The sequence below is a fragment of the Sedimentibacter sp. MB31-C6 genome, assembly GCF_035934735.1.
GTDB lineage: Bacteria > Bacillota > Clostridia > Tissierellales > Sedimentibacteraceae > Sedimentibacter.
In genome coordinates, this window is record NZ_CP142396.1 from 317,096 (window position 1) to 329,987 (window position 12,892).

The 12,892-nt window shown below is 30.7% G+C and carries 13 protein-coding genes; all 13 read right to left on the bottom strand.

Features of this window, described 5'->3' with window-relative positions:
* Positions 1-118: 118 nt before the first annotated feature.
* The 13 genes from U8307_RS01585 to U8307_RS01645 all read right to left on the bottom strand — a co-directional run bounded on the left by U8307_RS01585 (position 119) and on the right by U8307_RS01645 (position 12,502).
* Entirely contained in the window at positions 119-1,102 is a 984-nt protein-coding gene (locus U8307_RS01585; protein WP_326909605.1) for an ABC transporter ATP-binding protein, read from the bottom strand.
* Positions 1,092-2,123 carry an ABC transporter ATP-binding protein gene (locus U8307_RS01590; RefSeq protein ID WP_326909607.1) on the bottom strand — a complete coding sequence of 344 codons (1,032 nt, stop codon included), beginning with the start codon at positions 2,121-2,123 and terminating at the stop codon, positions 1,092-1,094. Before U8307_RS01590 ends, U8307_RS01585 begins: the two co-directional genes overlap by 11 nt.
* 16 nt (positions 2,124-2,139) lie before the next feature.
* Complete coding sequence (locus tag U8307_RS01595) at positions 2,140-3,402, bottom strand: ABC transporter permease (RefSeq protein WP_326909609.1); 1,263 nt, start codon at positions 3,400-3,402, stop codon at positions 2,140-2,142.
* Positions 3,403-3,416: 14 nt separating this feature from the next.
* Positions 3,417-4,334 carry an ABC transporter permease gene (locus tag U8307_RS01600; RefSeq protein ID WP_326909611.1) on the bottom strand — a complete coding sequence of 306 codons (918 nt, stop codon included), beginning with the start codon at positions 4,332-4,334 and terminating at the stop codon, positions 3,417-3,419.
* A 345-nt stretch (positions 4,335-4,679) separates the two neighbouring features.
* Complete coding sequence (locus U8307_RS01605) at positions 4,680-6,122, bottom strand: aminoacyl-histidine dipeptidase (protein ID WP_326909613.1); 1,443 nt, start codon at positions 6,120-6,122, stop codon at positions 4,680-4,682.
* A gap of 53 nt (positions 6,123-6,175) precedes the next feature.
* On the bottom strand, positions 6,176-6,685 hold the full coding sequence (lepB, locus tag U8307_RS01610) for a signal peptidase I (protein ID WP_326909615.1): 510 nt from the start codon (positions 6,683-6,685) through the stop codon (positions 6,176-6,178).
* A gap of 33 nt (positions 6,686-6,718) precedes the next feature.
* A complete protein-coding gene (locus U8307_RS01615) occupies positions 6,719-7,747 on the bottom strand; it encodes a dipeptidase (protein WP_326909617.1) in 1,029 nt (342 codons plus the stop codon).
* 258 nt (positions 7,748-8,005) lie between these two features.
* Positions 8,006-9,100: a Xaa-Pro peptidase family protein gene (locus U8307_RS01620; RefSeq protein WP_326909620.1), complete on the bottom strand. Its 1,095-nt coding sequence runs from the start codon at positions 9,098-9,100 to the stop codon at positions 8,006-8,008.
* 88 nt (positions 9,101-9,188) lie between these two features.
* Entirely contained in the window at positions 9,189-10,337 is a 1,149-nt protein-coding gene (locus U8307_RS01625; RefSeq protein ID WP_326909622.1) for an NAD(P)/FAD-dependent oxidoreductase, read from the bottom strand.
* Positions 10,327-10,608: a (2Fe-2S)-binding protein gene (locus U8307_RS01630; RefSeq protein ID WP_326909624.1), complete on the bottom strand. Its 282-nt coding sequence runs from the start codon at positions 10,606-10,608 to the stop codon at positions 10,327-10,329. Before U8307_RS01630 ends, U8307_RS01625 begins: the two co-directional genes overlap by 11 nt.
* Positions 10,609-10,613: 5 nt before the next feature.
* The gene (locus tag U8307_RS01635; RefSeq protein ID WP_326909626.1) at positions 10,614-11,102 is read right to left on the bottom strand and encodes a 4Fe-4S binding protein; all 489 of its coding nucleotides are present in this window, start codon (positions 11,100-11,102) and stop codon (positions 10,614-10,616) included.
* A 12-nt stretch (positions 11,103-11,114) separates the two neighbouring features.
* Positions 11,115-12,200: an NAD(P)/FAD-dependent oxidoreductase gene (locus U8307_RS01640; RefSeq protein ID WP_326909627.1), complete on the bottom strand. Its 1,086-nt coding sequence runs from the start codon at positions 12,198-12,200 to the stop codon at positions 11,115-11,117.
* Complete coding sequence (locus tag U8307_RS01645; RefSeq protein WP_326911518.1) at positions 12,197-12,502, bottom strand: (2Fe-2S)-binding protein; 306 nt, start codon at positions 12,500-12,502, stop codon at positions 12,197-12,199. The genes U8307_RS01640 and U8307_RS01645 overlap by 4 nt, the downstream gene beginning before the upstream one ends.
* Positions 12,503-12,892 lie beyond the last annotated feature (390 nt).

Sequence of the window (12,892 nt, forward strand, 5' to 3'; positions counted from 1 at the left end):
TCCCTCCAAAAATCTATGTATTTACAGTTAACAAAAATTAACTGCATTTATATTATCCTCCATTTTATACAATGTGTCAAGATTAACTTATCATGTATAAAATGGAAGTAATATCTAATTATTTATCAAGAAGATGACATGCTACATAATGTTCACTACCTATATCCTTAAATTTAGGATTTTCTTGAGAACATATATCCATTGCATATCTACATCTTGTTCTAAATTTACAACCTGAAGGTGGATTAACCGGACTAGGTACATCTCCCTCAAGTACAATTCTATTAGAAGATTCTGCTACATCAGGATCAGGTATTGGAATTGATGATAGCAAAGCCTGTGTATATGGATGAACTGGATTATTATACAATTCATTACTTGCAGCAATCTCTACAAGACTTCCTAGATACATTACACCTACTCTATTTGATATATGCTTAACCATTGAAAGATCATGAGCTATAAACAAATATGTCAAGTTTCTTTCATTTTGTAAATCTTCAAGCATATTTATAACCTGTGCTTGTATTGATACGTCAAGAGCTGATATCGGCTCATCACAAATAATAAACTCTGGGTCTACAGCCAAAGATCTTGCTATTCCTATACGCTGTCTTTGTCCTCCAGAAAATTCATGAGGATAACGAGCTGCGTGGTCCTTGTTTAACCCTACAGTATCAAGCAGTTCATAAATTCGCTCTTGTCTTTCCTTGCCATGAGCAAGATTGTGAATATCCATAGGTTCACCAATAATATCTGAAACTGTCATTCTAGAATTAAGGGATGCATATGGATCTTGGAAAATCATTTGAATCTTCTTTCTATATGGCATTATTTGATTTTTATCAAATTTAGCTATATCTTTGCCATCATATATAATCTCACCTGCTGTTGGGTCGTATAGTTTAATTATAGTACGTCCAGTAGTAGATTTACCACAGCCAGACTCCCCAACAAGACCAAATGTTTCTCCTTTTTTTATATAAAACGAAACATCATCAACTGCCTTTGTAATTTCTGGATTTTTCTTAATAAATCCTTTATTCTTTATAAAGTACTTTTTTAAGTTCTTTACTTCAATCAATTTATCATTACTTGCCAATTCTTACCCCTCCCTTCAAACTTTCATAATTTTCATTTTTAGGTGCATCAGGGTGGAGTAGCCAACACATTGACTCATGTTTTCCATCTTCTGATTTAAAGTAAGGAGGCTGTTCTTGATTACAAATACGCATAGCGTAATCACATCTTGCATAAAATGGGCATCCTGTAGGAGGATTTAATAAATCAGGTGGTGTACCTGGTATAGGAATTAATTTTTGTTTTAAATCTGATGTAACTTTTGGTATTGATTTTAATAATCCCATTGTATACGGATGTCTTGGTTCATAATAAATATCTCTAATTGAACCTTTTTCCATAATAAGTCCGCCATACATTACAACTACTCTAGAACAAACATCTGCAACAACTCCCAAGTCATGAGTTATTAATATTGTAGATGTATTTAATTTCGAATTTAAAGTTTTAATAAGTTCGAGAATTTGAGCTTGAATAGTAACATCAAGAGCTGTTGTAGGCTCATCTGCTATTAAAAGCTCTGGTTCACAAGAAAGCGCTATTGCTATCATAGCCCTTTGTCTCATTCCACCTGAAAATTCATGAGGATAATTTTTTATCCTTTTTTTAGGATCAGGTATATTAACTAAATTAAGCATCTCTAAAGCCTTTTCATGAGCTTCATGTTTCGATAATTTTTGATGCTTCATTATTGCTTCTGAAATTTGATCTCCTATTGTATAAACAGGGTTTAATGATGTCATAGGATCCTGAAAAATCATTGCTATTTCATTACCTCTAATATTCATCATCTCTTTATTAGATTTTTTTGCTAAATTTTTACCATTAAAAAATATTTCTCCGTCAACTATTTTTCCTGGATATAATAAAAGTTTCATGATTGATAGTGAAGTAACACTCTTACCACTACCTGACTCTCCTACTATACCAATAGATTCTCCTTTTTCTACGTCAAAACTTACGCCTCTAATTGCTTTTACTTCGCCTAAGTGAGTGAAAAAAGATGTTCTCAGATTTTTAACTTCTAATATTTTTTCTGACATTTTTATACACCTCACTTTACTTTCTTTGTTTTGGATCTAGAGCATCTCTAAGACCATCACTGAATAAATTAAAAGCTAATATTGTTATTGAAATAGCTGCCGCTGGTATAAACAACTGATATGGATATGTCATATATGTTAGTAAAGCGTCATTACACAATGAACCCCAAGATGCTTGAGGAGCGGATACTCCTAAGCCTACAAAACTTAAGAAAGCTTCCGTAAATATAGCTTGCGGTATTTGCATTGTTGCTGATACCATTATAGGTCCCATCATATTTGGAACTAAATGTCTTAACATAATTCTTTTTGATGACGCTCCTAATGTATGAGCAGCCAATATAAATTCTTGTTCTTTTAATCCTAACACTTGTCCTCTTACAAGTCTTGCCATAGGAAGCCAATAAGTTATACTTAAAGCAATTATAATAGGCATCATTCCATTTCCTAAAACTACCATTAATAGTATAACATATAATAATGTCGGAATTGCACTTATTACGTCAACAATACGCATCATGATATTGTCAACCTTTCCTCCAATATAACCAGCTATACCACCATATAATACTCCAATAATTAAGTTTACAAAGGCTGCAACGAAACCAACTATTAAAGAAATACGTCCGCCATGTAGTACTCTTATGAACATATCTCTTCCCAGATTATCTGTTCCCATTATATATGTTTTATTATGAACAGAGTTTACAGGTAAAACCTCTTTATCATCCATAAGAATTTTTACTTTTTTTGTATTGTCTAATTTAAATTTTGCTTCAACAAGATCTATTGAAGGATCTCGCCTTGCTTTCTTTTGTAAATTTTTATATTCTACATTTGCCTCAAAATAAGGGCTATAATCTACAATTACTTCTTGTCCATCAAAATCATATAAATATCTTTTGTTTTCCAAATCATCCTTAACTAAAGGACGCTTTTGTAATAAAGTACCATCTTCTGATACATCTATAAGATAATATTCTCCGTTCATATAAAAATAATTTCCATCAATTTCATAGATATCCATCATTATACCTATATTTCCGAAATCTAGCACCTGATCTTCAAATGTTATAGGATAAAACATAGGTACTAAAACACAGGCCAAAATGATTATTACTATAGCAACCAAAGAAACCATTGATACTTTATTTTGTTTTAATCTTCTTTTTGCATCCTGCCAAAATGTTAGACTTTGTCTAGATACTTTTTCCGCATCTTTTTCTGATTTTTCTAAAGGTGTCCACATGTCAGGAGACATTTTAAAGTTATTTCCCATTTTAAATATTCCTCCTAATCATATTTTATACGCGGATCTATAAATACATACAGTATATCCACTAATAGTGTTGCTATTACGATAAAAATTCCAAAGAACACTGTAATTCCCACTATAAGAGTATAATCTCTGTTTGTAATGCTTGTAGTAAACAATGAACCTATACCAGCTATACCGAATACCTTTTCAACAACAAATGACCCAGTTATTAAAGATGCAATCATTGGTCCAAGATATGTAACTACAGGTATCAATGCATTTCTCAAAGCGTGTTTAATTATAACTATACCTTCTGATAGTCCCTTAGCTCTTGCAGTACGTATATAATCTTGCTGTAATACATCTAGTACTGAAGTTCTTGTAAGCCTAGTTACATAAGCAAGTGAAAACATACCTATACAAAGAACTGGACCAATATAATGCTTCCATGTATCTGCTCCAAAGGAAGGAACCCAGCCAAGTTTTCTATTAAAAATATAAAGAAATAATGTTGCAAAAACAAAACTTGGTATCGTTGCCCCTAATGTAGCAATAATCATTGAAATCCTATCTGGTACTTTATTTTGCTTAAGAGCAGAAACTATACCTAAGAAAATACCTACAATAATTATAAACACTGAAGACCAACCCCCAATTCTCAATGAATATGGAAATCCATCTGCAATAATTTGATTAGTAGTTAATCCTATTTTTTGGAAGGATACACCAAAATCTCCATGCATGAAATTTTTTAAATATGTTACATATTGCTCAAATAAAGGTTTGTCCAATCCATACTTAGCTTCTACAGCTGCTCTTACTTCTGGCTGCAAAGCCTTTCCAGTCGAAATAGGATCACCTGGAATGGCGTTCATTAACACAAATGTTAAAGTCATAATAAACCATATAGTAATTATTGCTGAAATAATTCTTTTTACTATATATCTTGCCACTTTTATTTTCTCCTCTCTAATATAATAGTGATATAATTATAGCACAGGAATTCTTAAATATCAATATTTTAATTTATATGCCAAATTTGTTTAAATATGTAAGAAATCGTTTATTATAATCATGAAAACGTGTTCATATTCTAGGGTTTCTATTCTTTGCTTTGTATGGAAATATTTTAAATCGTGCATATTTATGCATGTTCTTACTTCTGAAAAGGTAAAAAAAGCGTTTTAATTGCAACCAAAAATATATAATTGTAAGTATTTTACAAACAGCGGTAATCTTATTCTACCTTTTCTAAGTATTAAATTACTATATGTTTGTTTAATGCTAAATATTGTACTTTAATTCTTTATCCTCTTTAATATTTCACATGTAAGTTTATAAATATTATCTATTGATTTAATACTAATATGTTCATTTGGTGAATGTACTTCCCAAGCATCGGGACCAAATGAAATTGCATCTAAACTGTCTATTTTTTCCATCAACAAACCACATTCAAGACCTGCATGTATAGCTTCAATTTGCGGCTCTTTACCATACATTTCTTTATATGTCTCTATACAAATGTTTCGTATTTTTGAATCTTTAGCATACTCCCAACCAGGATAATAATTTCCAACTTTACATTTAATATTTAATATATCTCCAATTTGCTTTATAGTTTGTTCAAAGCTATGTGTCAGTAATGTTTTAACAGAACTTCTAGCTTGATTATATAATTTTATACTTTCTTCGTCAGTAGTTATAACACCAAGGTTATTAGAACATACTACAAGATCAATTTCTGTACTTTTTGACAAAACACCATTAGGAGTTAGATTAATCGCAGATATTACTTTATTGAAAATCTCCTTATCTAAAGGTACTTCTTTTGTATTATTTTCTATTAACAATACACTAATTGATTTATCAGTAAAAGCATATTCACTCTTGAGAATATCATTCCATTCTACTACTTTGTTTTTTACTGATTCTAAATTAAGAATAGTAATTTTAGCACTGGCTTCTCTTGGAATTGCATTTGTTTTTGAACCTCCATTAATACTAACTAAGTCTATTTCATCTTTTAAATCATAAAGAATTCTTGCTAATATTTTATTAGCGTTACCTTTTTCTTTATCTATATCTGTACCAGAATGCCCTCCAGATAGCCCTTTTATCATAAGTTTATAAGTATTTTTTTCTTTAATATTTTGTAATTTAATAGGTATTTCTAATATAGCTTCACATCCACCTGCACAACCGCATGTAAATATACCTTCTTCTTCACTGTCTAAATTCAAAAGATATTTACTATTAAAAATACTTCCATCTAATCTTTGTGCTCCAGTCATACCTTTTTCTTCATCTGTTGTTATCAAAACTTCTATTGAAGGATGTACTAATTCATCTGAATCTAAAATAGCAAGGGCCATTGCCACTGCTATTCCATTATCTGCACCTAAAGTCGTTTCTGTGGCATAAATACAATCGTCTATTATCCTCAATTTTATTGGATCTTTTTCAAAGTCATGAACAATACCTTCGTTTTTTTCGCAAACCATATCCATATGTCCTTGTAACATTACAGTAGGCGCATTTTCATAACCTTTTGATGCTGGTTTTTTTATAATTATATTCAAATAATCATCCTGTATTACATCCCAGCCTTTATTAATTGCTAAATTATAAAGATAGTCTGAAATTTCCTTCTCATTACCTGAACCTCTAGGAATTTTGGAAATCTCCTCAAAATAGTAAAATACCTTTTCTGGCTTTAAACCCTGTAAAACTTTTGACATTTAGTACCTCCTTTATTTTTCTTCGTAGAAATTTGATTAACAATGAGATATTTTTATTCTACTTTTCCCATTCTATTAAATGGGAAAAATCTAAACAATACTTTTCCAATTATTTGTTCTTCTGATATATATGGATTGTTCCAATACCTTGCATCAAATGATATTGGTCTATTATCACCTAAAAAGAAATACGATTTGTCTGGAACTTTGAAAATTTTTGCTTCCCCTTTAGACTCTATAACATATGGCTCATCTAATTCTTCACCATTTATAAAAACACTTCCATCTTCTTTTATTTCAATTTCTTCTCCTGGTAAACCTATTAACCTTTTCACTAATCTTTTATCATCAAGTTCTTCAGACTTAAACACAAGTATATCACCACGTTCTGCATTTTTAATATTAAATAATTCATTAACATACAGTCTGTCTCCAGGAATAATTGTATCCTCCATAGAGCCTGTTGGTACTGTAACTAATATAAAAACAAATTTATTTAAAAATAACACTATAATTAAAGCTATAACTATAGGTATAACCCATTCTTTAATAAAATACTTCATTATACCACTTCCTATTCATTTTATTTTGCTGTATTATTTAAATATTTCATTTAAAATCCTGTAGAAATTACCACCTATAATAAGCTTCACATCATCTTCATGTATTCCTCTTTTTAAGAGTTCTTCCGTCAAAAGATAAACATCAGCATGGGACTTCAGACTATCACTGTCTTGTTCTACATAATTGAACTTTAATTCACTATCATAGTAATTATTGCATAAATCAAAGCCATATCCTACATGTTCTGCACCTACTAAGTTAATTATATACTCTATATGGTCAGCTAATTTTTCAATAGGATTATCTTTTTCTTCAACTCCTGCAATATTTTTATATGCATTAATTCCTATTACACCGTTTCTTTCTGCTATTGCCTTAATTTGATCATCATTTAAATTTCTCATCCTGTTATGTATGCTTCTGGAGTTTGAATGAGAAGCAATGAATGGCTTGTTTGTAAACTTAACTATATCCCAAAATCCTTCATCATTTAAATGACTTACATCTATAACCATATTCATTTCTTCCATCAATTTTACTACCTCAACCCCAAAATTAGTAAGTCCGCCTCTTTGACCTTCTTCAACAGGATTAAAGCTACAGCCGTCTGCAACAAAATTTCTTCTGCTCCAAACTAATCCTGCAGCTCTTACACCAAGTTCGTAGAATATTTTTAAAAGACCTAATTCGTTTCCAATAGGCTCTAATCCCTCAAAAGATAAAATTATTCCAATTTTATTTTCATTTATTACTTTATTTAGATGCTCTTTTGTCTTTACTAAAATTACTTCCCCATTACATGTTTTTATATCTTCCATAATAGCATTTATTTGACCAAGAGCAACTTTCAATGCCATTTCAGGGAGAAATATGCCATCAATATACAAAGATGACACAATTATATTAAATCCACCTTTCTTAAAATTTTCAAGATATCTATTTTTGATTACATCTTTTTCTCCTGCCATATATCTATTGTATATTTCTCCAGCTAAATCTAAATGTGTATCAATAATTATATTATTTTGATGCAAATTTAATGCCACTTTTTTATAATCCATTAAACGCTCCTTTATGATTATTATTGATTATATTATAAATACTTTAAGTGAAATATACAAGTTAATTTTGAGAACGACTCTGATTATAACAAAAAAACAGAACGCAAAAGCGTTCCAAGACTTTCTTATCATACCTAACAATTGTAGGGTATGCATTGAATGCATACCGCGGTACGCATAGAATGCGTCCCCTACGTTTGGGATGTTGCAGGTCGCATGCAATGCAAAAACAGGACGCATAGAATGCGTCCCCTACAATTAGTTTTTGATAATTTGTATTTCTTTTGTCGCTTTATTTAAAATCTCGTTGCCATTTTCTGTTACTGCAACTATATCTTCTATCCTCATTCCTACTTTTCCAGCTATATATATGCCAGGCTCAACGCTAAATACCATTCCTTCTTCTAAATATCTTTGATTACTTGCTTTAATGTCTGGAGACTCATGAACAGAATATCCAATACCATGTCCAAGTCTAGTGAAGAAATATTCTCCATATCCAGCCTTTTCTATCACTTCTCTAGCTGCTTTATCTACATCTGGTATATAAGCTCCATTAACTGCTGCTTTTTCTCCAGCTTCTTGTGATTGTAATACAATTTCATATATTTTTCTTTCTTCATCAGTAATATCACCTACAAAAACTGTTCTAGACATATCTGCACACATATCATTATATTTACAACCCCAATCAAGAACTATAACATCTTTTTCCTGTATAACTCTTTGATCGTCATTATAATGAGGATAAGAAGAATTAGGACCTGAACAAACCATAGTAAAACCTTCATCAGCGCCTTTCGCTTTGAAAATTTCATTCATTTTCTTAGCTATATCTGCTTCTTTTATACCTGGTTTAATAAATTGCAATAATTCTTCATAAGATTCATCTGTTATACGTGCAGCCATCCTCAAATTATCAAGTTCGTCAGCATCCTTTATCATTCTCATTTCTTCTAATAGAGGCTTTCCGTTTACAAATTTAACATTCACTGCTTCCATAATTTGAAGTATAATAAAAGCCCTTTCTGTTGAATTAACTCCAATAGTTTTACCTATTAATCCATTTTCCTGAAATGCCTTCTGTACAGTATCAATAAAATTGTCACCGTCAAACCATCCATAAACCTTAATATCAGGACCTAATACCGCTTGTACTTCATCTACCGTCAACAAATTACATATGTAAAAATATGTTCCGTCACTTTTTATAATTAACCCTTGAAATCTTTCACACAAATGTGTATTATGTCCCATAATAAATTCCATTTCTTCTGATGGAGCAATTAGTAACGCATCCAATTTTCTATCTTTTAAAATATTGACTAGTTTATCAAAATATTTTTGTCTCATATTATATTTCTCCCTTCAACCTATTGTTCTTATTATAATTCCATATATTAAATAAATCAACATTAGTTTCCATAAAATCTTCGTTGTTCTAAACTACTGATGGTTCAAGTAATAAATTTCCTGTTTTAAATCTATTTAAATTCAGCATGCTTACATCGATAGTAGGTTCCTCATCTAAAATCATTTCTGACATCACTATTCCTGTAATAGGACCAAACATAAAACCATGTCCACTGAAACCCACAGCCATATAAAAACCTTCAACATCTTTTGATTTTTCGTATATAGGTTGTTTATCAGGAGTCATATTATAAAGACCCGCCCACTGTCTGACTACCCTTAACTTAGATATTGGAGGAAGAATTAAATCGATTGTTTTAGCCATTTCTTCAATGAATTCCCAACTTGAAGTCATTCTTAAATCTCTTGGTTCATTAGAATCTCCTCTTCCCATTATAAAAGAACCTTCCGGTGATTGTTGAACATAAAGATTTAAACCAAAGGACATTACCATAGGACCTTGCATAGGTTCAACTGGTTCAGTTGCTAAAATTTGATGTCTTTCTGAATATACAGGAATATCAATACCCACCATTTCTGATATTTCTTTAGACCATCCATTAGTTGCATTAACTACGCAATTTGTAGCTATATTTCCATTATTAGTTACTACACCAACTACTTTATCACTTTTAACAATTATATTAGTTACTTCAGTGAAAGTATTAAACTCTACTCCTAATTTTTTAGCAGCTTTATAAAATGCATCAGTTGTATGAAATGGATTCAAAAATCCGTCTTTTTCACAATAAGCAGCACCCTTTAAAATACTAGTATTTAAGTATGGTACGATTTCTCTTGCTTCATCTAAATTTAACATACGCGAAGGTATTCCATATTTATGCTGTATCTTTATATTTTTCTTAAACTGTTCAATTTCTTTATCAGTATCTGCAATTAACAAATATCCACTTTGCTTAAAATCAACATCCCTATCATATTCTAGTATTTCATTTGCATGTTCATAAAATTCTATACTTTTTTTAGCTATTTTACAGTTCATATCTGTTCCCCACTGCATCCTTACTCCAGCACCACATCTTCCTGTGGAACCACTACAAATATAACTTTTCTCTAGTACAATTATATTTTTAACTCCTTTTTTAGCTAAATTGTATGCTATTGAACAACCAGAAATTCCTCCTCCTATAATTACTATATCTGCACTAGTCTTCATCTTTTCTACCCTCCTCTGCAATTAATCCTAGTTTTACACCTACAACAGGAGGTCTATTTGTTTGAAATTTTACATCTTTTATATTTTTGCCTGTTGCTAAAGCAATTTCCCTCATAACTAGTTGACCGCAAGTTTTTCCCTGACAAGGTCCCATTCCTATACGGGTTATTCTTTTTATTTCTTCAAAAGTTATATACCCTTCGCTTATTAAATTTCTTACTTCTTTTAAGGTAACGTCTGAACATCTACAAATAATTGTATTTTCATCCATTATAACTATACCTCCACTTTTATATTTCTTATATCATATAAATATTTCCTATCAATTTCTATTGTAATTATTGGAGTTCTATCAAAAGATTTTGGATTTAATATCTTTAACACCTTTGCATCTGTTATGTAATTTCCTTCTCTATCTAACCCCTTTACTATTTCATCTTTTTTAGGTAATGGCAAAAATTCATAAGGTATCTTTACTTCTACTGTATAATTTGATTTGGAACCATCCACTATCATTATAGCTAAACCCGGACATTTACTTAAACAAATTCCACAACCAGAACAATTCTCAAAATTCACTTTAGGGACACTATTAATATCTGTTCCTACTTTAATTGCATCTAACTTACAAGCAGTTTGACATGGATTACATGGTATTTCTTTATAACACTCAACTACAGCAACTGGCCCCCTATTAATTCTATCTACTAAAGGAAACTTTTCCATAATCATATCTTTACTTGGAATTCCCGTTTGTTCGAACATTTCATACCTCCTTTATCTATTTACAATTTGCTCAATTCCAATCAAAATTTTTTGTCCAACTGGTCCTGAGCGTAAGTTATATAATTGTTTCTCAAATTCTGCCCTTTTTACTTCATAGTCATTAGACTTATGTCCTATTTTCGCTGCTGCACAAAGGCCAGCTAAATATCCTTCTACCATTGCTGAACTTGCTTCTTCTATACCACATGCATCACCTGCTACAAATACATTTTCTATAGAGGTTTCGTAATTATCGTTTCTCACGGGAACAGAACCGCTTAATTGGGGAACATACTTCATTTCACATCCCCTCATTGATAACAACTCATTTAAAGGAGTAAGGCCAACAGAAATGCACATAACATCAACATTAAATTCTTTTTCCGTATCACTAATTTGTTCAAATTTATCATTAACTTTACATACTATTACTTTTTCTAAACAATCTTTTCCAATAGCCTCTTTTACCGTATGAGAAGTTAAAATAGGTACACCCATTCTCCTAATTTTTGAAGCATGAACTAAATATCCTCCAATTTTTGGAGCTGCATCAAGAATAGCTACAACTTCTACACCAGCTTGCATCAATTGATAACTTACTATGAGACCAATATTTCCAGCCCCTACCATAAGAACTTTTTTTCCTGGTTTAACACCATATACATTCATTAATGTTTGTACCGCTCCTGCACCATAAATTCCTGGTAAATCATTATTTGGAAATGCTAGGTATTTTTCAAAGGCTCCTGTTGCAACAACAATAGCTTTTGGCTTTATTTTAAAATAATTGTCTTCTTTATGTAAAATAGTGATTACACCATCTTCATACATACCAACAACAGTAGAATCCATCATTACTTTAACGTTTTCATATAACATTTTTAATTCATTTACTAATATTTCTTTTATGTCAATTCCTCTTGTTGAAGCATATTGTTTTTCTGAACCAAAAAACATATGTGTTTGTTTAACTAATTGACCGCCGAAGTCTTTGTTTCTCTCTATAATAAGTACCTTTGAACCACTTTTAGCAGCACTTATTGCAGCACATAAACCTGCTGGACCACCACCAATTACAACTAAATCGGCCTCTTTCATTTTATCACCCCTTTTCCTTCCTGAGTTTCAACTATCATCCCTTCTTTTAAATCAGTAACACAAGTTTTAATATTAGGTACACCATTAACTACCATAAAGCAAGATGAACAATTACCAATTGCACAAAAAAATCCTCTTGGTCTGTTAGAAAATAAACTTTTGCCTAAAACCTTTACACCTGCTGCATGCAAAGCTGCAGCTATCGTTTCTCCTTCATATCCTTCTACTTCTTGTCCATTAAAAGTAAATTTAATTATTTTTTTTCTTTTAAATTCAAGAATAGGATGGTTTTCAATTCGCATCATTTAAACACTCCTTTAATATTTTTACAGCAATATCATAATTTAACACAAATAGACGAAACATACATCTATTTCCTATTTATACTTTATTAGAGCAATTACCATGCCAATACAATATAAAATTATTACATTTTATAAACCTCAAATTTGAACTAATTGAATTAACTAATAATTTACTGCATATATATAATGTCAAATTTATGACAATTCGTCATATTTCTGACATGTCAGTTTTTCGATAAGATACTAATATGTTTTCACATTAATTACTTTAATTATTCAGAAACTTTATTAATTATATATATTATAACTATATGATAAAATGAAATAATAATATTATTGACATGCTTAAATAAACTAAAATTACAATAAAATCAAGATTAATTTTCA